This window comes from Anaerovirgula multivorans, assembly GCF_900188145.1.
GTDB classification, from domain to species: domain Bacteria; phylum Bacillota; class Clostridia; order Peptostreptococcales; family Natronincolaceae; genus Anaerovirgula; species Anaerovirgula multivorans.
In genome coordinates this window covers 31,572-58,545 of record NZ_FZOJ01000023.1, presented here as the reverse complement: position 1 = coordinate 58,545, position 26,974 = coordinate 31,572, and the positions used below count along the sequence as shown (strand labels likewise).

24 protein-coding genes are annotated in these 26,974 nt (G+C 35.7%); 17 read left to right on the top strand and 7 right to left on the bottom strand.

What is annotated here, in order from left to right:
- Positions 1-49 precede the first annotated feature (49 nt).
- The 4 genes from hydA to CHB72_RS18285 all read right to left on the bottom strand — a co-directional run bounded on the left by hydA (position 50) and on the right by CHB72_RS18285 (position 6,424).
- The gene (hydA, locus tag CHB72_RS18300; RefSeq protein ID WP_089284326.1) at positions 50-1,420 is read right to left on the bottom strand and encodes a dihydropyrimidinase; all 1,371 of its coding nucleotides are present in this window, start codon (positions 1,418-1,420) and stop codon (positions 50-52) included.
- Positions 1,421-1,563: 143 nt separating this feature from the next.
- On the bottom strand, positions 1,564-3,078 hold the full coding sequence (locus CHB72_RS18295) for an NCS1 family nucleobase:cation symporter-1 (protein WP_089284325.1): 1,515 nt from the start codon (positions 3,076-3,078) through the stop codon (positions 1,564-1,566).
- A gap of 549 nt (positions 3,079-3,627) precedes the next feature.
- A complete protein-coding gene (locus CHB72_RS18290) occupies positions 3,628-4,974 on the bottom strand; it encodes an aminotransferase class III-fold pyridoxal phosphate-dependent enzyme (RefSeq protein WP_089284324.1) in 1,347 nt (448 codons plus the stop codon).
- A gap of 52 nt (positions 4,975-5,026) precedes the next feature.
- Complete coding sequence (locus CHB72_RS18285) at positions 5,027-6,424, bottom strand: aldehyde dehydrogenase family protein (RefSeq protein WP_089284323.1); 1,398 nt, start codon at positions 6,422-6,424, stop codon at positions 5,027-5,029.
- Positions 6,425-7,459: 1,035 nt separating this feature from the next.
- Here CHB72_RS18285 and CHB72_RS27460 point away from each other — a divergent pair.
- From CHB72_RS27460 to groL, 7 genes are all read left to right on the top strand, one after another.
- Complete coding sequence (locus CHB72_RS27460; protein WP_242975186.1) at positions 7,460-7,567, top strand: CoA transferase; 108 nt, start codon at positions 7,460-7,462, stop codon at positions 7,565-7,567.
- A 30-nt stretch (positions 7,568-7,597) separates the two neighbouring features.
- Entirely contained in the window at positions 7,598-9,118 is a 1,521-nt protein-coding gene (locus tag CHB72_RS18280; protein ID WP_089284322.1) for a methyl-accepting chemotaxis protein, read from the top strand.
- A 330-nt stretch (positions 9,119-9,448) separates the two neighbouring features.
- A complete protein-coding gene (locus CHB72_RS18275; RefSeq protein ID WP_089284321.1) occupies positions 9,449-10,741 on the top strand; it encodes a PepSY domain-containing protein in 1,293 nt (430 codons plus the stop codon).
- Between the two features lie 39 nt (positions 10,742-10,780).
- On the top strand, positions 10,781-11,665 hold the full coding sequence (locus CHB72_RS18270; protein ID WP_089284320.1) for a DNA-3-methyladenine glycosylase family protein: 885 nt from the start codon (positions 10,781-10,783) through the stop codon (positions 11,663-11,665).
- A 23-nt stretch (positions 11,666-11,688) separates the two neighbouring features.
- Entirely contained in the window at positions 11,689-12,405 is a 717-nt protein-coding gene (locus tag CHB72_RS18265; RefSeq protein WP_089284319.1) for a DUF554 domain-containing protein, read from the top strand.
- Positions 12,406-12,661: 256 nt separating this feature from the next.
- On the top strand, positions 12,662-12,946 hold the full coding sequence (gene groES, locus CHB72_RS18260) for a co-chaperone GroES (protein WP_089284318.1): 285 nt from the start codon (positions 12,662-12,664) through the stop codon (positions 12,944-12,946).
- 59 nt (positions 12,947-13,005) lie between these two features.
- Entirely contained in the window at positions 13,006-14,634 is a 1,629-nt protein-coding gene (gene groL, locus CHB72_RS18255; protein ID WP_089284317.1) for a chaperonin GroEL, read from the top strand.
- Positions 14,635-14,736: 102 nt separating this feature from the next.
- On the opposite strand, the gene CHB72_RS18250 is transcribed toward groL, so the two are convergent.
- The gene (locus tag CHB72_RS18250; protein ID WP_089284316.1) at positions 14,737-14,979 is read right to left on the bottom strand and encodes a tyrosine-type recombinase/integrase; all 243 of its coding nucleotides are present in this window, start codon (positions 14,977-14,979) and stop codon (positions 14,737-14,739) included.
- A gap of 469 nt (positions 14,980-15,448) precedes the next feature.
- On the opposite strand from CHB72_RS18250, the gene CHB72_RS18245 reads away from it, so the two are divergent.
- The 10 genes from CHB72_RS18245 (at position 15,449) to CHB72_RS18200 (ending at position 25,517) form a co-directional block, all read left to right on the top strand.
- Complete coding sequence (locus CHB72_RS18245) at positions 15,449-15,940, top strand: rhodanese-like domain-containing protein (RefSeq protein WP_089284315.1); 492 nt, start codon at positions 15,449-15,451, stop codon at positions 15,938-15,940.
- 468 nt (positions 15,941-16,408) lie between these two features.
- On the top strand, positions 16,409-17,623 hold the full coding sequence (locus CHB72_RS18240; protein WP_089284314.1) for a (Fe-S)-binding protein: 1,215 nt from the start codon (positions 16,409-16,411) through the stop codon (positions 17,621-17,623).
- Between the two features lie 84 nt (positions 17,624-17,707).
- Positions 17,708-18,499, top strand: coding sequence for a TVP38/TMEM64 family protein (locus CHB72_RS18235; protein ID WP_089284313.1), 792 nt, complete (start codon positions 17,708-17,710; stop codon positions 18,497-18,499).
- Positions 18,500-18,551: 52 nt separating this feature from the next.
- Positions 18,552-19,145, top strand: a complete 594-nt coding sequence (locus CHB72_RS18230) for a CDP-alcohol phosphatidyltransferase family protein (RefSeq protein WP_089284312.1) — start codon at positions 18,552-18,554, stop codon at positions 19,143-19,145.
- Positions 19,146-19,241: 96 nt separating this feature from the next.
- Positions 19,242-20,495, top strand: a complete 1,254-nt coding sequence (locus CHB72_RS18225) for an ABC transporter substrate-binding protein (protein WP_089284311.1) — start codon at positions 19,242-19,244, stop codon at positions 20,493-20,495.
- A gap of 13 nt (positions 20,496-20,508) precedes the next feature.
- A complete protein-coding gene (locus tag CHB72_RS18220) occupies positions 20,509-21,372 on the top strand; it encodes an ABC transporter permease (protein WP_089284310.1) in 864 nt (287 codons plus the stop codon).
- 7 nt (positions 21,373-21,379) lie between these two features.
- Positions 21,380-22,189, top strand: a complete 810-nt coding sequence (locus CHB72_RS18215; RefSeq protein ID WP_089284309.1) for an ABC transporter permease — start codon at positions 21,380-21,382, stop codon at positions 22,187-22,189.
- A 34-nt stretch (positions 22,190-22,223) separates the two neighbouring features.
- On the top strand, positions 22,224-23,249 hold the full coding sequence (locus tag CHB72_RS18210) for an ABC transporter ATP-binding protein (protein WP_089284308.1): 1,026 nt from the start codon (positions 22,224-22,226) through the stop codon (positions 23,247-23,249).
- Positions 23,250-23,494: 245 nt separating this feature from the next.
- The gene (locus CHB72_RS18205) at positions 23,495-24,856 is read left to right on the top strand and encodes a sulfurtransferase (protein ID WP_089284307.1); all 1,362 of its coding nucleotides are present in this window, start codon (positions 23,495-23,497) and stop codon (positions 24,854-24,856) included.
- Between the two features lie 205 nt (positions 24,857-25,061).
- Positions 25,062-25,517 carry a hypothetical protein gene (locus tag CHB72_RS18200; RefSeq protein ID WP_089284306.1) on the top strand — a complete coding sequence of 152 codons (456 nt, stop codon included), beginning with the start codon at positions 25,062-25,064 and terminating at the stop codon, positions 25,515-25,517.
- A 795-nt stretch (positions 25,518-26,312) separates the two neighbouring features.
- On the opposite strand, the gene CHB72_RS18195 is transcribed toward CHB72_RS18200, so the two are convergent.
- The gene (locus tag CHB72_RS18195) at positions 26,313-26,597 is read right to left on the bottom strand and encodes a spore coat protein (protein WP_089284305.1); all 285 of its coding nucleotides are present in this window, start codon (positions 26,595-26,597) and stop codon (positions 26,313-26,315) included.
- A 34-nt stretch (positions 26,598-26,631) separates the two neighbouring features.
- Positions 26,632-26,853: a hypothetical protein gene (locus tag CHB72_RS18190; RefSeq protein WP_089284304.1), complete on the bottom strand. Its 222-nt coding sequence runs from the start codon at positions 26,851-26,853 to the stop codon at positions 26,632-26,634.
- Positions 26,854-26,974 lie beyond the last annotated feature (121 nt).

Here is a 26,974-nt window from a genome sequence, read left to right as displayed (position 1 = left end):
CTTAAAAAAGGCCTATCACTATGAATTGGATAGGTCTTTTTTTTTACATTTATTTTCTTCCACTACGCTTAAGGAATTGTCCCCAACCAGCTTCTCCCACAAATTCTCCATCTTTGAAGACCAACTTACCTCTAGAGAAGGTCATTACAGGATAACCTGTCATTTCTACGCCTTCCCAGATGGTATAATCTACATCGGAGTGCATGTTGTCTTTAGAAACAACGAAGTTCTTGTCAGGGTCGTAGATGACGATATCAGCATCACTACCAGCTGCGATCGTACCTTTTTGAGGTACACAACCATATAATTTAGCAACGTTTGCTGAACATACTTCAACCACCTTATTAAAGGAAATACGGCCTTTGTTGGCTTCACTTAACATATAGGGATATAGGTTTTCAATCCCCATACAACCATTAGGGATCTTAGTAAAGTTGTCTTTACCCCAATCCTTTTCATAGGACTGAAATGGACAATGGTCTGTGGCAACCGTAGTAATATCACCGCGCTTAATTCCTTCCCAAAGTGCTTCTTGGCTATCTTGAGCTTTGATAGGAGGTGAGCATACCCAATTTCTGCCGTCTTCTCTCTTGTATACGGCATTTGTAAAGTATAGATATTGAGGACAAGTTTCAGCTGTAATTTGATAGCCCTCATCTCTAGCTTTAGTAACCTCATCCAAACCTTCTTTAGAAGCTAGATGCACAATGTTTAAAGGTGCATTGAAGGCCTTCGCCCAATGGATAGCTCTTTTAACGGCTTCTGATTCTACGAACTCAGGTCTGCTTTCATAATGATACCATGCTGAGGTTTTGCCTTCTCCTAAGAATTTTTCAATTCTTCTATCAATTAAATCGGGGTTTTCAGCATGCACAGATACTAAAGCACCAATGTCTCTAGCTCTTTCTAAGGCTGCTGCCAGTACGCCGTCATCCACCATAAGGCCTTCTTTTTTATAAACCATAAATACCTTAAAGCTAGGTACGCCGTATTCAACAGATTTTTCTAACTCCTCTAGCACTTCAGGTCTTAAATCAGTAATAGCAGTATGGAAAGCATAGTCTACACATGCTTGTGGGTCGCAAATATCTTTTCTACTTTCTACAGACTCAATAAGCCCTTTACCTTTACCTTGAATAACAAAATCAAAAACAGTGGTTACTCCACCACAGGCAGCCGCTCTTGTTCCAGCTTCGTAGCTATCGGCGGATGTTGTACCACCAAAGGGCATTTGAAGGTGAGTATGGGCGTCTAGAGCACCTGGTAGCACATATTTTCCAGTGGCATCCACTACTTCTACACCTACTGGAGCTTCTAAGCTTGCGCCAATCATATGAATCTTTCCGTCTTTTACAGCAATGTCTGCCTTGTAAGTATCAGTAGCAGTAATAATTGTTCCATTTTTAATGATTAAATCCATATTATTTGACCCCCTTATATATTTGTATATATTGTTTTACCCATGAAGGATAGGATTGCCGAGATTAATTATCACTATTTGGGTAAAAAAGAGATCGGATTTGCTACCGATCTCTTTTTAGTTTTAATGACATATCCACAATATTATTTCACGGTTACTTTTTCGTTCATTGCTTTTTCTTCCTCTGGTGTAATAAGAGAAGAAGTTTCGTTTTTCATAAGCATTGGATAAACCACCATAGCAACTATGAATCCAATAACCCAGCCATTGTCAGAAAAGAAGCTGAGAGATGGGACTACTTTACCAAGAACTGGGAAGATGCCTGCTATGATCCAAGTATAGATGGCTTTTTTATTGATACCATTTTCATACCAATAACGGCTTTGTTCTCCCTTGAAGAGATCGTCCAAGTCAAGGGTTTTCTTGCGATAAATATAGTAATCGGCAACATACATACCAGCCAAGGGGCCTAAGAAAAGTCCGTAGGTTCCTAGCCAGTCGAAAAGATAAGCACCAGCTGTTTCCATAAGTTTCCAAGGCATCATTAAGACACCAGCAACACCTGTTACGATGGCTCCCATTCCATAAGTAATTTTTTGAGGATTTAGGTTGGAGATACCATTAGCAGGTGCAACAACGTTAGCTGCAATATTAGTAGTTAATGTTGCAACGGCAATACCTAAAGCGCCTAATAAACCAGCAATTGGGCTTCCGATATTAGCAACCACTGCAACTGGATCCCATAAAAATTCTCCATAAACGATGCTGGTAGCACCTGTTACGAAAACTCCTACGAAGGCAAAGGCTGCCATCGTTGTAGGTAGTCCTAATAATTGGCCCATAAACTGATCTTTTTGAGTTTTAGCATAACGGCTAAAGTCAGGAATGTTTAAAGCTAAGGTTGACCAAAAAGCAATGTTGGCTGTTAAACCAGGAAGGAATATTTTCCAAAAACCACCAGGTGCATAGGTTGCAGGTAAGTTAAGGATGTCACCAATACCTTTACCCATAGAACCAACTGCTGTTACGGCCCATATCATAAGACTTAAGGAAAGTATGCCTAGGATTGGAGCACCCCAAGCCTCCATGAACTTAATAGCTTCCGCACCTTTATAGGCAATCCATACATTTAATGCCCAGAATGCAAAGAAAGATACCCAGATTCCAGCACTCCAAGCACCCCAAGCAGGACTAACGATAGAAAGTACGGCGTTGATGGCCCCTCCACCAATCCAGGTTTGAATACCAAACCAACCAGCAGCCACAATAGCACGGGCGATAGAAGCAATATGCGCTCCCTTAATACCAAAGGATAAACGGGCAAATACTGGATATGGGATACCGTATTTTGTACCAGCATGAGAGTTCAACTGCATAGGAATCAGTACGATTAGGTTACCAATTGCGATGTTTAAAATAGCTTGCCACCAGGAAAGACCTGCAGCCATAAGCCCAGAGGCCATCATGTAGGTAGGAATACATACAGACATACCAACCCATAGTGCAGCTATATGATAAGTTCCCCAGGTTCTTTCATCCAATTTTGTTGGAGCTAAATCATCGTTGTAATAAGCATTATTTTTTAAATTATTCCGTGCACCGTCAGTTAATTCAAAAAGACCATTGACTTCTCTTTGTGTTTTAATACTACCTCCCATTAAATGAACACCTCCGTTTTAATAATTAAGAAAAAATAGATATGATACCAAGCGCCTTACGGGTCATACAGATATATTTATGAATTTTCACCCCCTAAGTGGAAAACTATGTTAAAAAAACTACAAGAAAATAAAACATAGACTTCTTTTAAAATTTAATTTTTAGATGTCAATGCTTAAAAATGCAAGTTTCGTGCCAAATGTTACATTTTCTGAATACTCTGGTATTATTAAGGTAGGGAGGATTTAATTATTGCAGAAAGACAAATAGATACAGAATTGCATCATTTAAACTTATTATAAATATTGGTAATATTCAGAAAAAAGCTTAAATAACAACAAAGAAATACATTTTCATGCATTTGCTCGAGATACAAAAACGCATCAAAAAAATACAAGCATCGATTTGAAATGTTGTAAAATACAGAAAATTTAAACTATAAAGATAACGTTTGCCTGATACAAAAATGTATCAAGCAATTTATCTTGAAATTTACTTTAAGAACTTCTGCAGCGTTATTCAACAACCTGCAGAAGTTCTTGTGGTTACTATGCACTAATCATATTGTCAACATAATCTAGAACCTTATCCATAACATCCATAGCTTCTCTTAGCTCTTCCTGGTTTATGGTTAGTGGAGGAGCAATGATTAAAATGTTATCATGGTTATAGGTTGAGAATCCTTCAGTTGCAAGCATGCCAAGAATTCTTTTCATAATTTTTTCGGGATCGTTGCCATAAGGAACGAGAGGCTCTTTAGTAGTCTTATCCTTAACTAGTTCTATACCGGTGAAAAGACCAATATATCTTACATCTCCTACACATTTATGTTTAGCCTTTAGGTTTTCGAGGATTTCCCCTAAAATAGCACCCATTTTTTTAGAGTTTTCCATAAGGTTTTCTTCTTTGTAAATATCGATGGTTGCAATGGCAGCTGCACAACCTATTGGATGACCGCTGTAGGTTAATCCGCACCATAGAGTGTTTTCATCGAAGAAGTTAGCAATTTTTTTGCTCACAATAACACCGCCCAATGGAATATAACCACAGGTTGAGCCCTTAGCGAAGGTAATTAAGTCGGGTTGAACATCCCAGTTATTAACTGCAAACCATTGGCCAGTTCTTCCCCAGCCAGCCATAACCTCATCACAAACCATAATGATATTGAATTCATCACAGATTTCTCTAATTCCCTTTAAATAACCGTCTGGAGGAATGATGATACCGTTGCTTCCTGTAACTGTCTCAAGGAAGATAGCAGCAACCTTATCAGCGCCTTCGAAAATGATTTGCTCTCTTAATTGTGCTAAGTAATATTTTGTAGCCTCCTTTTCATCCTTGAAAGGTATTGGCGCACGATAAAGGTAAGGATCAAAGAATTTTATAAACCCAGGAATACTAGGTTCACTAGGAAATCTACGTTTTTCTCCTGTAAGATTTGCAGCACCATAGCTAGCACCATGATAAGAACGATATCTGGAGAATATTTTGTATTTTCCAGTATACATCTTTGCTATCTTGATAGCATTTTCATTTGCTTCAGCTCCAGCGTTGGTAAAGAAAACCTTACCCATATTAGCAGGTGCAACTTCTATAATTTTTCTAGCAGCTTCTGATTTAACATCAAAGGCATAGCCAGGGCCCATAAAAGCCATTTTCTCAGCCTGTTCTTTGATAGCATCGATTACTTTCCTATGGCCATGACCAATATTCATATTTACCAGCTGGGAAGACATATCAAAATATCTCTTTCCATCTGCATCCCAAAAATAGATTCCCTCTGCCTTTGTAATAACCTTAGGATCTAGGCTTCCTTGGGGACTCCAAGAGTGCAGGTTATAGGCTAAAGAATCCTTTTTTATTTTTGTTCCGTAATCCATGATAGACTCTGTCATTTATATTCCCCCTTAAACATTGGATTTAAAATTATAGGGAAGATTATTCCCTTTAATCATTCATAATTTCCCCAAATAACTCTTCATCTGTAGGAACAACAGGATCGAAAGGTCTAGATACCCATGTTGTATTAATTAGATGTTTCCATGTAATGTTCTCTGAAGCGATATTGCCACCCCATGATCCACATCCAAGGGTTGTGGTAAATGGCATACCATTGAACCAGTTTCCTGTATTGGCAGGGGCTTGACCTTGACGGATGTTCATACGGCTTACTTTTGTTTTTAAAGCCAATTCCATAATATGATCTTCGTTAAAGGAATGAATACCGCAAGAGTGCCCTGTGCCTTGATAACTAGTAATTTCATTTACTTTATTTACAGCTTCGGAGAACTGATTAAATTTATATAAGGCTATTACTACAGAAAGCTTTTCTCCAGAGAAGGGGTAATTTGTACCTATGCCAGTTTCCTCCACCATGATAAAACTTGTTCCCTCTGGTAATTTAAGTCCTGCTACTGCTGCGATAGTTTGAGCTGATTGTGCAATAATCTTTGGATTTAAATGTCCATCTACCCACATAGCATTTTGGAGTTTTTCTTTTTCTTCTGCAGAAACTAAATAACCACCTTCAGCCTGAAGGGCTTCAACGAATTCACTGTAGATGTGTTCTTGGATAATTAAGGAGTTTTCTGCTGAACAGCTGGTGGCGAAATCGAAGGTTTTGCTCACTCTTATCTTCATAGCAGCATCCTTAATATCTGCTGTTTCATCTACTACAATTACTGCATTACCTGCACCTACACCATAAGCTGGTGTTCCGGAGGAATAGGCAGTTTTTACCAAGGCTGCTCCTCCAGTGGCTAGTACTAGGTCGCATTGTTTCATTAATTCGTTACTGATCTCCATTGTCGGTTCTTCAATGGCAATGACTAAATCTTCTGGTGCGCCATATTTTTTCAGGGTTTCTCTTATGATGTTAGTAATAAAGGTATTTGTTTTCTTCGTTCTTGGGTGTGGAGACATGATGATGGCGTTTCTACCCTTTAATGCATGAGCCGTTTTTACTGTAGGTGTAGCTTCGGGATTGGTACAAGGAATAAGGGCACCGATGACGCCTACTGGTTTTGCAATTTTCATGATTTGCTTTACTTCATCTACTTCAATAACATCAACAGACTTTTTGCCGATCATATCACGTACTGCACCTTTAGCCTTTGCCATTAGCTTGTTATACTTTCCGTCGAAGTTACCCATTCCTGATTCTTCTACTGCAAGCTTGGATATTTCTTGGGCTGGGCCATCCTTTACGATATTCCATACAACGGCAGCTACAAGTCTATCAACTTCCTCTTGTGTGTAATTTTCTATTGCTTCTTGTGATTTCTTTGCTCTTGCCACCAGTTCTGCTACATACTCCGCAGCATTTAAAGTTGCGACTGTACTCATTTATGATGCCTCCTTTTATTAATATTTAATAAAATATAGTAGTTGATTTAGCTATAGATAACTGATTTTAAACTTTAATTGCACTCTGTGAAAGTGACTGACAGCAAATCAAAGATTTGTGTCATCTACTTTTGATATACACGGTCTACGGTTTCGCCCAAAACCATGGGCTGCAAATGTAGCCCTTAGTATATCAAAATTTCACCTTGTATAAGCGACTGACATGAAATCATAGATTTCAGTCATCTGCTTAAGTTCTGTAGTTGGGTATCTATATATTAGGAACTACAAAATGTTATTGCAATTTTCATGCCAGATATGAGATTATAGTGAAGAGGGAGTTTGCAACATTTAAATCACGAAATTTTTTTAAAAATTAGATTATTGATACAAATTTGCATCGAAATATAATTAGTTGCTTTAGAAAGCTATATTAAAAGGGATAATGTAAGAAGTGAGAAAAAATAGGAGTGATACAGAAATGTATCTTGATGATTCACATATGATTTCAATTTAAAAAAAATAGAAATAGGTTGCATCCTGAAAACGGATAAATTATAATTTATTATAAAAAAGTCTTTGCATTAGAAAATTTAAAGGAAGACTTTTTTGAAACACATAACAAAAATTATGAAGTTATCCACTATTTTAAAATGTTCATAATTTTCTATGTGTTATAAGAAAACAGGAAATTATTTACTTTTACAATGACTAGAAGAACTGGAAATTTTTACGGCTTTTAATAGAATGAATGTTCTAAATATTAAAAATAGAACATCGTTAAAAAACATACAATTTATCCTTCGGTGTATTGCTAAGACTCCCGCTTCTTCTAGATAAACAAACTAAGCGACTAACACAAAATCAAAGATTTTGGTTATCTGCTTATAGATAAACAAACTAAGCGACCAACACGAAAGTTAAAAACAAACTTTCGGTTGTCTACTTATGAATTAAGTCTCATTTTATTCCGAATAATATATTATAGGCATATCTATTATACTCTATTTTTAATACCCAGGAGGGAGAGAAACGATGGACCAAGCTCTAGAAGAAATTAAAATTTTAGATTTAAGTAGAGTATTGGCAGGACCTTATGCACAATGCTTTAGCAACAGGGTGTTTTTGATGGATATTACTTAAGATAAAAAGCCTAGGGGGGGATGGTGCAAAATGAATGAAGCAATAGCAACAAACGCCATGTTTTTTGTAGGAGGATTTACTATTTGCTATCTATTTTTTGTGATGAAAAGTAGAAGAACTATGGAAAAGGTTAATAGGGTATTGCAAGAGTATGGTAAAGGCAACGTATTATTTGAAGGCGACATTGATAATGAGGGCATTGCCAAATCTCTTTCTGGCTTAAGTAAAATGTTAAAAAGCTGGATGTATGAATTGATGCGATCTTCCACTACGATTTCTACATTAACAAAAGAAGTAAATAAAGATGCTCAAGCTTCTATGGAGGAAATAAATGGTTTGGCACAAAAAATGAATGACTTCACAAAAGATACTTATCATGTGAACAATGAGATTTTGGAAGCAGCTTCTATCTCGGAGGAACTTACTAGCAGTATTACAGAGATAGCTAGCACGGGAAAAACAGCAGATGAGAATACAGCTACAGCTAAAAGAACAGTGGCAAACAGCGCTGAGGCCATCGAAGAGGCTATAGGAGTAATAGAGAAAATTAGTAATAAGCTGGAAGGGTCTGCAGGTGAACTCAAAAAGTTGGATGAAATGATGGCACAGATTGAAGAAATGGTAGATAAAATTAATAAGATTGCAGAACAAATCAATCTGTTAGCTTTAAATGCCGCAATAGAAGCTGCTAGAGCTGGTGAGTCAGGCAGAGGTTTTACGGTGGTAGCGGAAGAAGTAAGGAAACTGGCAGATGAGAGTTCAAAAGCATCAGGAGATATTACACAAGTTATCCAAGGTATCACTAGACAAATGAAAAATACTTACGGAATTATCCACTCCAGTATGGAAGAAGGCAAAGAAGGACAAAGGATTGCAGTGGAAGCAAAGGAAGGATTAAGTAAAATTACAGACTCGATTGACGATGTTCTGGGGGCAATACAAAATATTACTCAGAATATTATGCAGGGAGCAGAAGCCACAGAACAAATGGCAAAAAATATTGAAGAGGTCGCAACTTTTTCCCAAGAGACCATGTCCACTGTTGATGAAATTAGTGGGATGATCCACCATCAAAAAGAATTTGTTGCTAAGAGTACAAGCTCTATCGGAAATTTAGCAACTATAAGTAACGACATGGAAAAATTTGCAGATAGCTTTGATGGAATATTAGGACGGTGTTTGTTAACGGTTAGCGAAAGCTTAGCACGGGAAGTCGAGAGAAATGGAGTAACTGATAATAAATTAAAAGAATACGCCACTGCTACTGGAATCAGCGATATTTACATAACCGATGATGACGGGGTAATTATTTATACTACTGATGAAGCTACAATAGGCTTTCGATTTCCAGAGGATGAAGACAATCAGGCCTTTGAATTCAGAAAAATACTAAAGGATTCTTCGGTAAAGGTTATTCAAAAAATGCAGAAACGATCTGTAGATGACAAGTACTATAAATTTGCCGGGGTAGCTCGGAGGGATCAAAAAGGAATTATTCAGGCATCTTTAGCTTTAGAGGATATACCTAAATTCAGTATAAAAATACAATAGTAAATGCACAAAATACAGTTTTATAAAGATACCAGTCTTCAGCAGGTCTTTCCATTGTAAGGAAAGACCTGCTGTAATTTAAAGATTTTATCCTTCAGTGTATTGCCAAGCCCCCCCCGTTTTTTCTATAAGTAGATGAACATAAGTGAAAGTAAGAGATCAAGCATTACATGAAATAACTTGGGCTACAATTAGGAGAGAGTAAAAGCTCTCTCTGAATTAAGTCGCATTCTATAGTCATTCAATGGGAAAAAGAATTTTCTAATATTCAATTCCTCATGTTTATGATATGATATATAGAAGAAAACAAGCTAGGAGGTAGTACCTGTCATGAAGAAATATACAAAAACCATTCTAGTAGTATTGTTAATGATTAGTATAGGGTTTAATTTGATTAATTATAAAAGCTTATTAGAATCTCAAGAAAAAATTGAAAGAGTAAATAATATTATTGCATCCAACGTTGAAAGTAACATACGTCAAAGCATTATGTATAGTCAGGAATTAATAGACACAAGTTCACCTGAATCCCTTCATAACCTGGAGAGATCAATTGGAAACTTAACCTTAGCCTTCAATCATTGGGTAGACTTAAACCAATCTACTAGAAATCCAAATGAAAGGATGCAAAGGGCTTTGTCGAGTGTTGAAATGATGAGAAATACGATTGGACATCATTTGGTGAATCAATATAAAACCAATAGTAACCAACTAATGGTATATGACATAGAAATGCTGGAGAATGTAAATCAGCAATTAAAGAGATTATTGTTGATATATCATAATATTGAAGATAGGCTTTTAGAATTGAAAAATCCTGTAACCAGTGATGGTGGACTGGGGCAAATTGCCACCAGCATTGAAGAGAGTAGTAGGCTTTACAGACATAGTAAGCTACCAAACAAACACCCAGAGTACATTGAATACAGTGAAGCAGAAGCATCTGCATATGAAAAATTTTCTTTCCTAAAGGATTTCAATATAAAAGAAGAAAAGCAGCAAGTAGTTATAAAAGATGGTGTACATTATTATGAGTTTAATTTCTTTGACGATCAAGAGGAAGCCTATACTGTATGGATGGATGCTACCGACGGCAAAGTAAAGAACTACGAATTTAAAAGAAATAGTACTAATGGTAAGAGTATATCGCAGAGTGATGCCATTGTTATTGCTAGAGATTTTGTTCAAAGGTTTTATAGCGGCAACATGGAGGAAGAAATGTTTTATATAGAGCAAACGGAACAATCGGGACCTATCTACTCCGTTAGATTTACGCCGATAATTGAGGATGTCAAAATTGTAAGTGATGCCCATATTGTCAATGTAGAAACTTCTTCAGGAGAAATTTTGAAGTATACCAACGATTTTACAAATACAGAATTATTGAAACAGGAGAGTAACATTACTATAGAAGAAGGTATAGAAAGACATAAAGAAGAGTATGGGAATATGGATTATAATGGGTTGGCCATAGTCAGATCCTTTTATACCCGGTATCAGCCGAAACTAACCTATAGCTTTAGAACAGTACAAAATCAACAACAGACTATGGTATTTATTGATGTAGATACAGGTATGCCGGTTTATCAGTTATATTATGTATATCATCCTATTTTCAATTAAACCACAGACATATTGAAGTGAAGTGTAAAGGAGAAAATAATGTATTTAGATGTTGACTATAAAGATAATAAAGTGATGATAAAAGATATTAAGAATTTTGAACCCCAACATATTTTTGAATGTGGGCAATGCTTCCGCTGGGACAAGGAGGAGGATGGAAGTTTTACTGGAATAGCGTACAATAAAGTGGTAAATGTGAAAAAGATAGGAGCCGATGTTGTTTTTAGAAACACAGCAAAAGAAGATTTTATCAATATATGGACAAAGTACTTTGATTTAGGAACAGATTATAGTCACATTAAAGATAGGATCAGTCAAAATGATAAAGTGATGCAGCAGGCAGTGGCATTTGGAAGAGGTATTCGCATCTTAAAGCAAGAACCATGGGAAACTTTAATATCCTTCATTATTTCCTCTAATAACAACATACCACGGATAAAACGTTCTATTGAGCTATTGGCGGAAGGGTATGGAGAATACTTGGGGGAATTTTACGGTAAAAAAAGATATGGGTTTCCATCTGCAGAGATTTTATCAAATTTATCTATAGAAGAATTAAAAGCCTGTAATACCGGCTACAGAGCCTCCTATATTAAGAATACAGCATCTATGGTTGTCGAAGCACCTACAGCACTAGAGGAGCTAAAGGGATTAGAGATAGAAGCCTGCCAACAAAAGCTTTTAGGTTACCAAGGGGTTGGTCCTAAAGTAGCCCATTGCATTTTGTTTTTTTGCATGGAAAAAATGGAGGCTTTTCCGGTAGATATCTGGGTGAAAAGAGTGATGGAGCATCTTTACTTTCATAAGGAAATACCACCAAAGGTAATACAACAATTTGCATCAGAAAAATTCGGGGAATATGCAGGTTTTGCACAGCAATATTTGTTTTATTATGCTAGAGAATCAGCAATTGGGAAAAAATAGAATAGCAACGGGGGAATAGGTTTATGTTGGGAACCATAGTAAATGCAGTAGCCATAGTTATTGGGGGAATGGTAGGATTGCTTTTAAGAAAAGGGATTCCTGATAACTATAAGGCAACTGTAATGCAGGGGTTAGGATTGAGTGTTTTAGTTATTGGATTAATGGGAGCCTTTAAAAATGAAAACATCTTATTATTAATATTTAGTATTGTTTTAGGTGGAATCATTGGAGAGAAATTAGAGATTTCCAATAAGTTAGATAATCTAGGAATATGGATAGAGAATAAAACGGGAAAAGGCGAAGGTTCGGTTGCAAAAGGGTTTGTAACTGCCAGTCTTATGTTCTGTGTGGGAGCGCTGGCTATTGTGGGCTCTCTGGAAAGCGGGTTAACGGGGAATCATGAAACCCTATATGCAAAATCTTTATTAGACGGAATTGCTTCTGTGATATTTGCCTCTACATTAGGAATTGGTGTAATTTTCTCTGCAGCAGCAGTTTTTATTTATCAAGGGATCATTACCATAACAGCTGGGGCGGTGCGATATCTTTTAGTGGAGGAAGTAATAAGGGAAATGTCGGCTATAGGAGGCCTGTTGATTGTGGGTATATCCTTTAATATACTGGAGATAAAAAAAGTGCCTGTGGCGAATATGCTTCCGGCTGTATTTTTGCCAATCCTATATCAGTTGCTGGAGCCGCTGATTTTAAGTGCTACAACAATTATACAAAACATTTTTTAAAAAAAGCTATGTAGAAACTGCATAGCTTTTTTAAAATAATCTAATTTTAAGAAAAAAGATGAAATTCTTTAAAAGAGGAAGATAATTTGTAATAATAAGCAATAATTGGTTATAATAGCAAATAGTGAAGTTTGCCTACGAAAACTCTTTTATATAATATTATAAATGTGGTTAGCACTCTCTGACAGTGAGTGCTAACAAAATAATAGGCAATTAATTTAAAAAAATACAATAATATTGTTAAGGAGGTTAAATTATGAACATTAAACCATTAGGTGACAGAGTTGTTATTAAAAAGGTAGAAGCTGAAGAAACAACAAAAAGTGGTATCGTTTTACCAGGTAGCGCAAAAGAACAGCCACAAATGGCAGAGGTTGTTGCTGTAGGTCCTGGAGGTGTAGTGGATGGTAAGGAAATTACGATGGAAGTTAAGGTAGGGGATAGGGTGATTTTCTCTAAATACGCAGGAACAGAAGTGAAATTTGATGGTGTGGAATACACAATCTTAAGACAAAATGATATTTTAGCAGTTGTTGAATAAACAAAAGAAAAATACATATAAAAATCGATAAATTAGAATCATTTGAGGAGGGTATTGAAATGGCTAAAGAAATTAAATTTAGTGAAAATGCTAGACGTGCTTTAGAAGCAGGTGTAAATAAACTTGCCGATACAGTAAAGGTAACCCTAGGACCAAAGGGAAGAAATGTTGTAATTGATAAGAAGTTTGGTTCTCCATTAATTACAAATGATGGTGTTACTATTGCTAGAGAAATCGAGCTTGAAGATGCTTATGAGAATATGGGAGCTCAATTAGTAAAAGAAGTTGCAACAAAGACAAACGATGTTGCTGGAGATGGAACAACCACAGCTACATTGTTAGCTCAAGCTATTATTAGAGAAGGTATTAAAAACGTAGCTGCTGGAGCAAACCCAATGATTCTTAAAAAGGGTATTGAAAAGGCTGTAACTGTAGCTGTAGAAGAATTAAAAAATATTTCTATAACAGTAGAGAGCAAAGAAGCTATTGCACAGGTAGGTGCTATCTCAGCAAGTGATGAAGAAATCGGAAGATTGATTGCTGACGCTATGGAAAAAGTAGGTAAAGATGGTGTGATCACTGTTGAAGAATCTAAATCTATGGGAACAACTTTAGATGTAGTAGAGGGTATGCAATTTGATAGAGGCTATCTATCTCCTTACATGGTTACGGATACAGAGAAAATGGAAGCTGTATATAATGATGCCTATGTTTTGATTACTGACAAGAAAATCGCTAACATCCAAGAAATTTTACCTGTACTAGAACAAATCGTACAACAGGGAAGAAAATTAGTTATTATTGCTGAAGACGTTGAAGGTGAAGCTTTAGCCACACTAGTTGTAAATAAATTAAGAGGAACCTTCGAATGTGTAGCTGTAAAAGCTCCTGGTTTTGGAGATAGAAGAAAAGCTATGTTAGAAGACATTGCAATTCTAACTGGTGGAACTGTTATTTCAGAAGAGCTAGGTTATGAATTAAAAACGGCTACATTAGATATGTTAGGAACAGCAAGAACTGTTAAAGTAGACAAAGAAAACACTACGATTGTAGAAGGTAACGGAGATCAAAAAGCAATCAAGGATAGAATTCATCAAATCAAGGTACAAATAGAAGAAACAACCTCTGATTTTGATAGAGAAAAGCTACAAGAAAGATTAGCAAAATTATCTGGTGGAGTAGCTGTAATTCAAGTAGGTGCTGCTACTGAAACAGAACTAAAGGAAAGAAAGCTAAGAATTGAAGATGCTTTAAATGCTACTAGAGCTGCTGTAGAAGAAGGCATTGTTTCTGGTGGTGGTACAGCGTTAGTAAATGTTATTTCAGCTGTAGAAGCTCTATTAGATACAGTTGATGGAGATGAAAAAACAGGTATTCAAATTATTAGAAGAGCTCTAGAAGAGCCTGTTAGACAAATTGCTGAAAACGCTGGGCTTGAAGGCTCTGTTATTGTAGAAAAAGTAATGAATGCTGATAAAGGCGTAGGATTTGATGCATTAAATGAAAAATATGTAAACATGATTGAAATTGGTATTGTAGATCCAACTAAAGTAACAAGATCTGCATTACAAAACGCTGCATCTATTTCTGCTATGTTATTAACCACAGAAGCTGCTGTGGTAGATATTAAGGAAGATGAGCCAGTAATGCCAGGTGGTGGCATGGGCGGCGGAATGCCAATGATGTAATCCCAACTAAATATAATATGAGATAGATACTGGGTTTGAAAGGTGTTTTACACCTCGATAATCCACTCTGTCCACTCTGTGTCCAATCTAAGGTAGAATCCACTATTTTAGATTGGACACTTTATTTTTTTGTAGGTACTTTTCAAATTCAGAAACTGCAATCTTTTGGAATTCTGTTGTAATGTGAGAGTAGGTATCTAGGGTGATAGAAACAGAGGAGTGGCCTAGTCTTTCTTGCACTACTTTAGGATTAACCCCTGCTTCAAGTAGCATTGTGGCATGTGTATGTCTAAGTATATGAAAATTGAATTCAATTTCTAAATCTCTTTTTATTATTTTACTCATGCTAAAAATCCAGATAAGAGAGGTGCATACCACAATGATACATCATTATGACTCATCTAAAAAGACTAAAAATGCTTTACTACACTCTTTGAAAACATGAAAAATTGATCAACTGCTTAGAAAAGCTGGGATTTGCAAAACTTAAGGGTTACAATAGCTAACAAAACCAAAGCGTGTCAAAGTATTGGTTTTAGACGACACAATTATTGAAAGAGAACGCAGTAAGAAAGCTTTTAGCCAAAAGGAGCCCATCTAACATTTTAGGATCTATTATTGTTACAACAAAAAACAGTTTGCCAGTCAAGCCAGCTATATCAAGGCTTTGTTTGTTGATTTAAGGTGGAAAAATTGAGTTATTAAAAATTCCAATATGATGAATAAAATATATAGATAATATCTATTGGTTATTAGATATACCTTAGTGTATCATGTATATGGTAAAGAAAATATTTTATGGGGGAATGAAAAGATGAAAAACAAATCACTAAAATTAATTCCTATTCTACTTATATTATCATTAGTATTAGTAGCATGTGGACAAGCAGAGGAGACAGTAACAAATCAAAATCCAATGCAATATATAGGAGTAGAAGAATTAAAAACATCTATAGAGTCAGGATCAGATGATTACATTATTCTAGATGTAAGAAAAGTAGAAGATTATAACACAAGTCATATAGTTGGTGCTTATACATCAGATCAAGACGCTGCCAATAAAGGTGGAGATGATGCAACAGGGATAGCAAATTTAAAGAACACACTTCAAGAGGCAACAGGAAGTGAAGTTGGTAATGCTGAAGATAAATATGCCTTAGTTTGTTATTCTGGTAAATCATATGCACAGAAAGCAACAGATCTAATGATAGAGATGGGAATTTCAAAAGATCAAATCTATACAGTAGAAGGCGGTATGACAGCTTGGGAAGAAGGCGGAGACGACTATAAAGGGCTTTTAGAGTAATTGATATAAATGGCTACGTAAATTGCAATAGTAAATTGAACTAATTTAAAAATTGTAATCCGACCTTTTGATTATTTTGTAGCGAATGAAATCAATCCCTATCGATTACGAATCTTAGAAAATGGTCAAGATGCATTTGATAAGGAGTTTCAGGAATATGTCATTTTTGATGGCCAATAATAAATGATGCTCTTTTTATTAGCATTATCGCACAAAAAAATAGCCACCCATCTCTATAGCTGGGTGGCTGTTTTTACTTTGAGAACGTATCTAACCCTTAAAAATAGAATAGTAGCTGGAATGTTTTTTTGTGATTGAACTTAAATAAATTAAGGGTGTATATGAATAATCTGTACATAGACCATATGCTATAAAAAATTCGAATGTTACTTTAATTGACCTAAAGGGTAGTAAAGCTTATACTTTTATGGGGTGTTAAATTAACTACAAACCGGATTGGGGGAAATCATGAAGAAAAATAACTGTTCTCCAGAAACCGTAAAAAAAATGCAATGTATTTCTGAGCAGTGTATAGGAAGAACTAGTGATGATGGGAAGGATATCTGTAAGCTGTGTATGAAGCAATGTAAAATGCTAAATGAATTCACCAGTGCTCCAAAGGAGTTGTTTGATCGTTTCTTGGAAGCTGATAATATAGACCCTATAATTCCTTACTCCTGTAATATGTGTAGTGACTGTACTTTAGTGTGTCCTAAGGACTTAGATTTAAAAGAAGCCTTCCTCCATATGAGAAAAGACATCGTAGAGGAAAACAAAGGCAAATCACCGCTGAAAGGACATAAAGGGATAGAAATGCATCAAACATTAAGTTTCGCTAAAATGTTTAATACCACTAAAAAAAACAAAGTAAATAAGAGGCCTAAGGAAGAGAAACAAGTTAAGCGGGTATTTATGCCGGGCTGCAGTTTGCCTTCCTATAAACCGGAGTTGGTTGAATCGATATTAGGGCATTTACAAGATAAGCTACCTGGTGTGTCATCTGTTTTAAAGTGCTGCGGTAAACCAACCTACCTATTGGGGCAGGAAGAACTGTTTCATGAAAGGTATAGGAGCCTACAGGCTGAGTTTGATAAAATACAAGCAGATGAAGTGATTGTTGCCTGTCAAAATTGCTATAATATGGTGGGTAAATATAGTCCTAATCAAAGGGTGTTTTCCCTTTGGAGTCTTTTGCCGGAGATTGGACTACCGGAAGGATCGCTAGGTGTGGGTAAAGAAAGTGACCTAACCTTTGCAATTCACGATTCCTGTCCAACACGCTTTGTCCCAGAGATTCATACTGGGGTTCGTTGGATCATGGACCAACTGGGATATGAAGTGGAAGAACTAGAAAAATCCAAAGAAAACACTACCTGCTGTGGAATGGGAGGAATGGTAGGGGCTGCAAACTTTCCTCTGGCTCAGCAGGTAATGATAGAGCGTGCCTCCCAAGCATCATCTCAACATATGGTAGTTTACTGTGCTTCTTGTCGAGATGCCATGCTGATAGGAGGAAAAAAGACTCTCCATCTTTTAGATCTAGTATTTGGAGAGACATATACCAGTAGCAGTTCCATTGACATGAAACCCCATGGGTCTTTCACCAACTGGAAGAATCGATATAAAACTAAAAAATGTATTGAAAAAACGTATGAGGGAGCACCTGGGGGACATTCCAAATGAGAGATTGATCAAAGATAGTATATTAAGAGGATGAAGGTATCTCCAAGGAAAGCAGGCAGTAAAACTAAAAGTAGGAGGGCTTGTATGAATAATAGTAAAAGTAACAGAGGTCAAAAAGTAATCGTGTTAGGTACTCTGTTGATTGGATTGATATGTTACTTCACAATTCCAACATTCAATGCTTTAATGAATCAGATTGTCCAGATGTTTGCCACAGGAGACTTTGAAGTGGTGAGAGAGTTTGTTAGTTCTTATGGGCCTTTTGCCATGGTTATCTCTACTCTGTTGATGATTCTAGCGGTGGTATTTCCACCACTACCGGCATTTATGATCACCTTTGCCAACGCAAATTTATTTGGTTGGTGGCAGGGAGCTCTATTATCTTGGGTGAGTGCCATGGCAGGGGCTGCCGCAGCATTCTACTTAGCTAGGTTGTTTGGTCGAGAATTTGTGGAAAAACTGACAACCAAGACAGGTCTTAGTCAGGTGGATGAATTCTTTGAAGCCTACGGAAAACAAAGTATTTTAATCGCCCGCCTGCTTCCATTTCTTTCTTTTGGTGTTGTAAGTTACGCTGGGGGTCTGACACCACTAACATTTGGTACGTACTTTATGGCAACTGGAATCGGGCAGACACCTGCAACACTGATCTATTCATATGTAGGTGGGATGCTGACCGGTGGTGCCAGAATGTTTGTGACAGGGTTACTGATTATTTTTGCGATATCAATCTTGGCCAGCATCATTCACGGTGTTTATCGAAATAGACAAAGTAAAAATAGAGACACTGTTTCTGTTAAAACAGGTACTCTTATTAATGATTGCAGTAGTACTAAAGGTACAATTAATCCTAAAGAAAGTGGAAGAAAAATTTAGATAATTACTGTTATGTAACAGAACTAAAATGATATGATATGAGGAGTAAAAGATGATAGATACTAAATGTCGTACTAAATTTCAGCCAATATTTGATATTATGGCAAAGCAATTGGTTATCCTTAATATAACACCTAAGTCAATTACTTGGCTAGCTTTTGGAGTAGGAACTCTGGCAAGCCTATTTGCGGCAGGAGGTTGGATGATTTCTAGTATTCTAGCCCTTTGGTTATCTGGTTTACTAGATGTATTGGATGGTACCGTGGCGAGACTTACAGGAAAGACTTCAAAGGGTGGTGCCTATATGGATTTAATTTTAGACAGAATGGTAGAAGCTATTTATATACTAGCCTTTACCTATAGATTTCCACAAGCTAATTACGCCTATTTTCTTTTTTATATTGTGGTAATTTTCAATTTCACTACTTTTATAGTTGCAGGTGCTCTATTTCAAAACGATGGGGTTAAGAGTATGCATTACGATATAGGTATTGCAGAGAGAACAGAAACTTTTATCGTATTTACTTTAATGGCACTACTGCCATCCTATATTTTTCCAATTTTAATGACCTTCAATGCGATTATTTTAATAACTGGCATCATTCGCTTTAGAGTAGTACTGAAGTATTGTAAATCAATGGAGTGAGTATTGATTCCCTAGAAGAATCACAATTAAGCTCATGAAAAATGTATTAAAACATGGAAGTAATAAAGACGTGTTAAGAAAGTAGGAGGGTTTGAAATGATAAAGGAGAAAAAGACTATTATGAGAAAAATAATTTTATTTTTATTGATAGCTGGACTTATTTTGAATTTAGTAGGATGTACTCAGGAGGCTGTTGTAGCCGGTGAAAATGAAGATCTACTTGAGACAAACTGGGAAAGTATTCTAGAGGAAGCTGAAGGAACAGAGGTTAACTTTTATGGTTGGGGTGGCAGTCAAATGACTAATGACTGGTTAGACAATTTCTTAGCCCTCCGATTAAAGGAAGAGTATAACATTACCTTAAATAGAGTGCCTATGGATATAGACCAAGTTTTAAATAAGCTACTGGGTGAAAATCAAATGAATGTTACTGGTACAGCAGATGTCATTTGGATCAATGGGGAGAATTTCTCCACAGCTAGAACTAATGATTTGTTGTATGGACCCTTTACTCATAAGTTACCTAATTTCAACCAATATATCGATGTTGAATCAGTAGAAGTAAAATATGATTTTGGGTTTCCGGTAGAGGGATATGAAGCGCCCTATGGAAAGGCACAATTTGTTTTAGTTTATGATGAAGCAAGGGTAGAACAAGTACCAAAAGGACATGAGGAATTAATGGAGCTTGTAAAAAATAATGCAGGAAAATTCACTTATCCAGCACCACCAGATTTTACAGGGAGTGCCTTTATTAGAAATATTATCTATGATATTGTAGGATATGAACAATTTATCACCATGAAGGCAGACAAAGAAGTCATCGCTAAGGCAATTCAACCTGCCATGGACTACTTAAACGAATTAAAGCCCTATTTATGGAGAAATGGAGAAACATATCCGTCAACTATAGCACAGCTGCATAATATGTATGCTGATCATGAGGTTTTTATGACTATGAATTATAATTCTAATGAAGCCGCTGCGAGAATTCAGACAGGGGAATTTCCACGGACAACCAATACATTTGTATTTGAAAATGGGACCATAGGAAATACTCACTTTTTAGCAATTCCTGATAACGCACCTAATAAGGCTGGGGCACTGGCGGTGATTGACTTTATATTAAGTGTCGAAGCCCAAGCTTCTAAATATAATCCAGATAACTGGGGAGATCTTCCGGTTTTAGATAATGCCCGGTTAAGTGATTCCGAAAGAGCTATCTTTGATGAGATTCAAATCGGTAAAGGCGCTTTGCCACAGCATATTCTACTAGATCATAGAGTTCCTGAAATGCCTGCAAATTTTGTTCCGATTATTGAAGAAATATGGATGGAAAACATCCTGTAAAGGGTGAGGCAAGTTGAAAAAAACAATCAAGCCATATATAATGTTACTGCCAGCTATGACGATTCTTTTGGGGATATTTGTAGCTGGGTTAAGCATGGCATTTCTACAGAGTTTAGGATACTTTCCTACAATTGGTTTGCAGGAATTCACTTTAAATTATTATAAAGAAGTATTAACAGACCATGGCTTTTTAACTTCTTTGAGATTTAGTCTTTGGATTGCATTTGTATCCTCTAGTGTTTCAGTGGTTTTAGGCGTTCTACTTGCGTATTCCATTGTAAAGAGTAAGCATAAAAAAGGATTGGAAGAGATAGTCTATAAGCTTCCTGTCATTGTTCCCCATGTGGTGGCAACTCTATTGGTGTATAATATTTTAGGGCAAAGTGGGATTATAGCAAGAATGGCTTACGCATTGGGGTTTATTAGCCAACAATCAGAATTTCCAGCTTTATTATTTGATAAAAATGGTTTTGGGATCATATTGGCTTACGTATGGAAGGGAACGCCATTTATTGCTATGGTGGTATATACTGTATTAAGTAATATGAATAATAGGCTTTCAGAGGTGGCTTTAAATCTTGGAGCCACCAATAAGCAAGTGTTCTGGCATGTGTTAATCCCACTAACCATGCCTTCAATTTTTTCTTCCTTTATTATTATTTTTGCCTTTTCATTTGGGGCCTATGAGGTACCTTTTCTAATTGGACCTACGGCGCCTAGGGCATTACCTGTACAAGCCTATGCTGAGTACATGAATGCAGATTTGAGACACAGACCTTATACTATGACCATTAATATGGTGCTAACATTTATTTCTTTTTTATGTATATGGATTTATCACAAGACATTTAAGCTGCTTAATAAATATAATGGGTGAATATAAAATGAACAAGAGAAACAGGACATTATCTGGTTTTATTATGCATATTATGATTTTTCTATTGATTCTGCCGCTACTGGTTTTGGTGGTGTGGAGTTTTTCAAAGAGCTGGCCTTGGCCAAATATATTTCCTCAGGAGTTTGGCCTGCGGGGGATTTTACATGTATTAGATCCCTCTAGCAGAGCACTTAAAAGCCTTCTTCTTAGTATTAGGCTTTCTTTGGTTGTAACGATTGTTACCTTAATCCTAAGTATTCCAGCGGCTAAGACATTGGGGGTATACAGTTTTAAGGGGAAACAGTTTATAAAAATGTTGGTATTAGCCCCTATCATAGTCCCTCCGGTGGCAGTGGGTATGGGTATTCACTTGACCTTTATTAGATTAGGATTGGCAAATCGTTTTATAGGAGTGGTGTTGGTACACCTCATACCTTGTTTACCCTATGGCATTAGAATATTGACGGATGTCTTCGAGATCATAGGGGAATCAATGGAACAGCAGGCAAGGGTGCTGGGGGCTAACTCTATTCAAACCTTTACAAACATTACATTGCCTCTCATTGCCCCTGGCCTCATTTCTGCTGGCAGCCTTGTTTTTATTGTTTCCTTTAGTCAATATTTCTTAACTTTTTTAATCGGTGGGGGCAGGATTATTACCTTTCCTATGATGATGTTTCCCTATATTCAAAGTGGGGATCGTATGATGGCTTCAGCTTATAGTATGGTATTTATTTTAGCTACATTAGTTGTGTTGATTATGATGGAAAAGGCCATAAAGTCCTATTACAGTACAAAAAATTATTTTTATCTATAGAGAAGTACCTTGTGAGAACAAAGGAGAATAAACGATGCCACAAATTCAATTGAAGAAAATTCATAAAAGCTTTCAAGATAAAAGAATATTAAATGATATGAACCTATCCATTGAAGAAGGAGAAATGATTTCACTGCTGGGTCCTTCCGGTTGTGGGAAAACAACAACATTAAAAATTATTGCAGGACTTGTGGAACCAGATCAAGGTGATATATTGATTAACAATCAGTCGGTTTTGAACATACCAGTTGAAAAAAGAGGCGCAGTCATTGTATTTCAGGATTATTTACTGTTCCCTCATTTAACTGTGGAGGGGAATATTGAGTTTGGGTTAAAAATGGCAAAGGTAGATAAAAAAATTAGAAAAGAAAAAGTGAAGGAAATGCTGAGTTTAATGGAGCTTGATGGGCAGCAATATAAATATCCTAATGAACTATCTGGTGGGCAGAGACAAAGGGTTGCCCTTGCCAGGGCATTGGCAGTGGAACCAAAGGTATTGTTACTAGATGAGCCATTTTCTAATTTAGATTTACGATTAAGAGAAACAATGCGGGAATTTGTTTGTTCAGTACAAAGAAAACTAAAGATTACCACTATTTTAGTAACCCATGATAAGGACGAAGCGCTAATGACCTCCGATAAAATTGCCATTATGCTAGAGGGAGAAATCAAGCAATATGGAACACCCTTGGAACTATATAAAAAACCGATTTCTGAAGAAGTGGCAAACTTCTTTGGTGAAACCAACTATATAATAGGTAAAGTAGAGGATGGAATTTTCAAAAGTCCTTTAGGGAATTTCAGAACAACACTTCAAAACACAGTAAAATTAAAAGCCATGATTAGACCAGAAGAAATAGAGGTTGTATCTGTATACCAAGAAACGAATACAAAAGGGATCATCACCCGAAGCCGTTACGCAGGAGACAGAATGTACTATATGATTTCTTTAAAGGGGATGGAGATTAAATCCATTAGTATAGCAAAAGAAATCTTTGATGTTGGTGAAGAGGTTTCCTTAAGGATAGATTCTAAAAACATGGTTTTTTATGAGGTTTGAAACAGTAAATAAGGTTGGTGACTTCAATGATTGCCATTATTATCCCTGTTATTAATAAAGAGAATCAATATAAAGAAAAGTATTTTGTAAAAAGCAAGTGGCATGTCTTTAATAATACAGAAGTTAACTCCCATCAAAAATAATAATGACACAGTGTAAGAGCATTAATAAATTCAATTAGACAGCTTATAAAAATTGATGATAAAATAACAAAGTCATATTAAACATTACTTAGGAGGGAAAAAATGCGTAAAATATCTAAATTAATGGTATGTGTACTTATAATAACTAGTTTGGCTTTTTTTACAGGATGTAGCAGTGACACATCGGTTGATAATAATTCTGATGTAGCTATAGATGAAGTGAATAAAGAAGAGGTGCCAGTGATTCAAGCTATAACCACAGAGGAGTTACAGGAGAAATTAGAAGACAATGATTGGATAGTTGTAGATACTAGGATAAACGATGCTTATATTGGGTGGGAATTAGAGGGAGCAGTGAGAGGCGGACATATTAAAGGTGCAGTTGATTTTTCAGCAAACTGGCTTAGAATGGAAGTAGAAGATCGAGATAACTTATTGCAAGACGTTCTAAAGACAAAAGGGATTACTTCTGATAAGAATGTGGTACTTTATGATGCTAATGGTGAAGATGTTTCAATAGTGGCAGAATATCTTGTACAGCAAGGTATAGAGAATATATATCGTTATGATGTTAAAGAATGGGCCATGGATGAGGAACTACCTATGGAAAGTTATCCTAACCATCATCTTGTGGTGCCAGCTTCATGGATTAGTGAATTAATTGAAAATGGAAACAATGGAAAACCGTATAAAATATTCGAAGTTAGTTGGGGTGACGTTTCAGAAGATTATTTGAATGGACATATACCAGGTGCAGTGCATATTAATACAGATGATGTAGAAGAAGGGCCTATATGGAATCGACTGTCAGATTCAGAATTAGAAGAGTTCGCTAAAAACTATGGGATAACGGTTGACGCTACAGTAGTACTTTATGGAAGTGACTCTACACCAGCCTTTAGAGTAGCCACTATATTAAAATATATGGGAGTGGAAGATGTAAGGGTATTAAATGGAGGTTTTGTTGCTTGGGAAAATGGCGGATATGAAACAGAAACAGAAGAAAGAGAAAAGCAACCTGTAGAAGCATTTGGAGCAACAGTGCCAGTAAATAAAAACTACATTGTAGATTTACCTCAAGCAAAGGAAATACTTGCTGATCAAGAGAGTAGTAAATTAGTGGATATTAGAAGTTGGGAAGAATATATCGGAACTACCTCAGGGTATAGCTATATAGAAGGAAAGGGTAGACCTGCAGGAGCAGTCTGGGGTCATGATCTAAATAATTATAGAAATATAGACAACACAATGAAAAATGCAGCAGAGATTAAATCAATGTGGAATGAGTGGGGAATATCATCAGACCAAAGGTTATCATTTTTCTGTGGTACCGGATGGAGAGCAGCAGAGGTCCTTGTTTATGCAGAAGTAATGGGCCTAGAAAATATCTCTCTTTTCGATGGCGGATGGAATGAATGGCAGGATGATGCAAGTAACCCAATTGAGTTAGGGGAGTCAAATTAAAGAACTATGATTAATGAATAGACAATAGATATTGTCAGGATGTTAGTAAACCCACTAGTTTTGATAATCTAGTGGGTTTTGTCTAGTTAGTAGAAATTTATATCATCATTTTAGCATGTTTATAAAATGAGCATGAATCAATAATCTTTAAATGGAATATGAGTTGAATAACTATTTTCATATTCTAGAAAGGATGGTAAATACAATGAAAAAAAACCTTGCAAGCATAGTAATAAATACGATGTTTTGGCTGATTCAGATGGCTATTTTAGGAGGGGTAATCATATTAGAAGATTTGGCTGGTAAGAAAATGGGTGTCCTAAGACATGTGATACGTAGAGAAAACATATATGCATCTACCTATTTTACCCCTGGTTTGATGAGGATATATATAGGGATTTTAGTAGTATTAGGAATTTTTTCATTACTACTATCAGTCTATAGCATAGATAAACGAAAAAATAAAGTAATCAAACGATGGAGCATTACAACAGCGGTGGTAAATCTAGGTGCATTAATTTATATTGTATATATGAATAGCCAAGATCTTAAGGCCTATCATTATTTTCTAATTGTAACCTTCGCTATAGTTGGAATTCACTACATAAGACTCTTGATTGGTATCACGACACTTAAAAATCCTTCTTCATGTTCAAAATAGCACATAATATTTTGATCGACATGGATTTATAGGCTATTAACTAAGTAAAGGATAAAATGTTAGTACATATACAAAATAAACCGTGGCAATGCCACTCATTTGGCACCCATCCAAAAGTTATAGCAAATTATAGAAAAATATAAAAAATTACTATATAATCCTTAGTTACCTATATTTCAATGTTTTAGAGTTTTGAAAAATATAATAAGATATACATGAAAAATATTAGCTTTTCATATGCCAATGATGTAAAAATCTTGATCAATATAAAGGGGCGAAATATTTCGCTCCTTTATTCTATTGGTAGAAATTATAATATTAAAAATATTCAAAAAATTATTGCTAAATAGCAAAAAAAATGGTATACTATAAATAGAAGAAGAAAGTTTTCTTCTAAGAATTCTTTTCTTAGCAGATCTTATTAAAAGAGATTAATTGTAAGTTAAGTGGTAAAAATGTAGAAAAGGTTTGAACAAGAAAAGATTTATAAGCAATACAAATTAAGAAGCTGTGAAGAGATAGAAGTTAGAAGTAAAAATTTAATTAGGAGAATGTAAAAAAAGAGGAGTTTTTTCGCAAGCATTTACCCAAGAACAAAATTGGGGATGACTTTCAAGCTCGTTAAGTAAAAACAGTAATTAAATCGAATAAAGAAATGAAATTTAGTAAAAAGAAAGGATTTGTATAGAAGACTTGAGTATAGAAGAGTTTTACAGATCTGCTAAGAGGAATTCTGAATTGAAATAGATCAGGTATTCATAATGATGAAGACCTGATCTATTATTTTTGTAAAATTTATTGTAGTTCGTTTTTCATTTGATTATATTTTGTCTTAGCATTTTGCACATCTTGAGTTTGAGCTTGTTTTGTCTGATACCATCCTCTTTGTTGCATCGCATCAAAGATCTGGTATTGAATATCTTGACTTTCATTTAAGCATTTAGTTAAATGTTGTCTCAAATTTTGACAGGAAGCTTCTGTAATACCTACATTATAGGCAGAAGTAACTTGTTTTTCTGAAGCAATTAAATCATTCATAAGCTCTTTTTCTGTAAAGCTTGCTTGATGATTAGCATTCATATCATAACCTCCCAAGAATTTATTTTCATCTTAGTTATTGATGAGAGTTCAAGTAATTTAATAATTCATTATAATGTTGCTTGTGTTTTTGCGCTGCCTGTTGACATAAGTTTTTTAATTCTGTGTCGGTGCAGTACCCAGCATAGGTAGAAAGCTTTTTGTTCATTAGTGATTCATAATTCAATTGATCTTCCAAGATTTTTAAATTGTTGGAGTCTAGCTTAGGTGTTGCTTGATTATTTATATTTGTGTTCATCATTAGAACCTCCTTGAAAGTATAATTAAATCTGCTTTCTACATTAGTATTTATCAAAATGCAAAACATATAGATTGAAAATAAAGACATATATGTGAAAAATGTTATGAATTTTATTATT

Excerpts from the sequence above, each read along its gene's own strand:
- hydA (WP_089284326.1), bottom strand. The coding sequence starts at position 1,420 with ATGGATTTAATCATTAAAAATGGAACAATTATTACTGCTACTGATACT.
- CHB72_RS18295 (WP_089284325.1), bottom strand. The coding sequence starts at position 3,078 with ATGGGAGGTAGTATTAAAACACAAAGAGAAGTCAATGGTCTTTTTGAA.
- CHB72_RS18290 (WP_089284324.1), bottom strand. The coding sequence starts at position 4,974 with ATGACAGAGTCTATCATGGATTACGGAACAAAAATAAAAAAGGATTCT.
- CHB72_RS18285 (WP_089284323.1), bottom strand. The coding sequence starts at position 6,424 with ATGAGTACAGTCGCAACTTTAAATGCTGCGGAGTATGTAGCAGAACTG.
- CHB72_RS27460 (WP_242975186.1), top strand. The coding sequence starts at position 7,460 with ATGGACCAAGCTCTAGAAGAAATTAAAATTTTAGATTTAAGTAGAGTA.
- CHB72_RS18280 (WP_089284322.1), top strand. The coding sequence starts at position 7,598 with ATGAATGAAGCAATAGCAACAAACGCCATGTTTTTTGTAGGAGGATTT.
- CHB72_RS18275 (WP_089284321.1), top strand. The coding sequence starts at position 9,449 with ATGAAGAAATATACAAAAACCATTCTAGTAGTATTGTTAATGATTAGT.
- CHB72_RS18270 (WP_089284320.1), top strand. The coding sequence starts at position 10,781 with ATGTATTTAGATGTTGACTATAAAGATAATAAAGTGATGATAAAAGAT.
- CHB72_RS18265 (WP_089284319.1), top strand. The coding sequence starts at position 11,689 with ATGTTGGGAACCATAGTAAATGCAGTAGCCATAGTTATTGGGGGAATG.
- groES (WP_089284318.1), top strand. The coding sequence starts at position 12,662 with ATGAACATTAAACCATTAGGTGACAGAGTTGTTATTAAAAAGGTAGAA.
- groL (WP_089284317.1), top strand. The coding sequence starts at position 13,006 with ATGGCTAAAGAAATTAAATTTAGTGAAAATGCTAGACGTGCTTTAGAA.
- CHB72_RS18250 (WP_089284316.1), bottom strand. The coding sequence starts at position 14,979 with ATGAGTAAAATAATAAAAAGAGATTTAGAAATTGAATTCAATTTTCAT.
- CHB72_RS18245 (WP_089284315.1), top strand. The coding sequence starts at position 15,449 with ATGAAAAACAAATCACTAAAATTAATTCCTATTCTACTTATATTATCA.
- CHB72_RS18240 (WP_089284314.1), top strand. The coding sequence starts at position 16,409 with ATGAAGAAAAATAACTGTTCTCCAGAAACCGTAAAAAAAATGCAATGT.
- CHB72_RS18235 (WP_089284313.1), top strand. The coding sequence starts at position 17,708 with ATGAATAATAGTAAAAGTAACAGAGGTCAAAAAGTAATCGTGTTAGGT.
- CHB72_RS18230 (WP_089284312.1), top strand. The coding sequence starts at position 18,552 with ATGATAGATACTAAATGTCGTACTAAATTTCAGCCAATATTTGATATT.
- CHB72_RS18225 (WP_089284311.1), top strand. The coding sequence starts at position 19,242 with ATGATAAAGGAGAAAAAGACTATTATGAGAAAAATAATTTTATTTTTA.
- CHB72_RS18215 (WP_089284309.1), top strand. The coding sequence starts at position 21,380 with ATGAACAAGAGAAACAGGACATTATCTGGTTTTATTATGCATATTATG.
- CHB72_RS18210 (WP_089284308.1), top strand. The coding sequence starts at position 22,224 with ATGCCACAAATTCAATTGAAGAAAATTCATAAAAGCTTTCAAGATAAA.
- CHB72_RS18205 (WP_089284307.1), top strand. The coding sequence starts at position 23,495 with ATGCGTAAAATATCTAAATTAATGGTATGTGTACTTATAATAACTAGT.
- CHB72_RS18200 (WP_089284306.1), top strand. The coding sequence starts at position 25,062 with ATGAAAAAAAACCTTGCAAGCATAGTAATAAATACGATGTTTTGGCTG.
- CHB72_RS18195 (WP_089284305.1), bottom strand. The coding sequence starts at position 26,597 with ATGAATGCTAATCATCAAGCAAGCTTTACAGAAAAAGAGCTTATGAAT.
- CHB72_RS18190 (WP_089284304.1), bottom strand. The coding sequence starts at position 26,853 with ATGAACACAAATATAAATAATCAAGCAACACCTAAGCTAGACTCCAAC.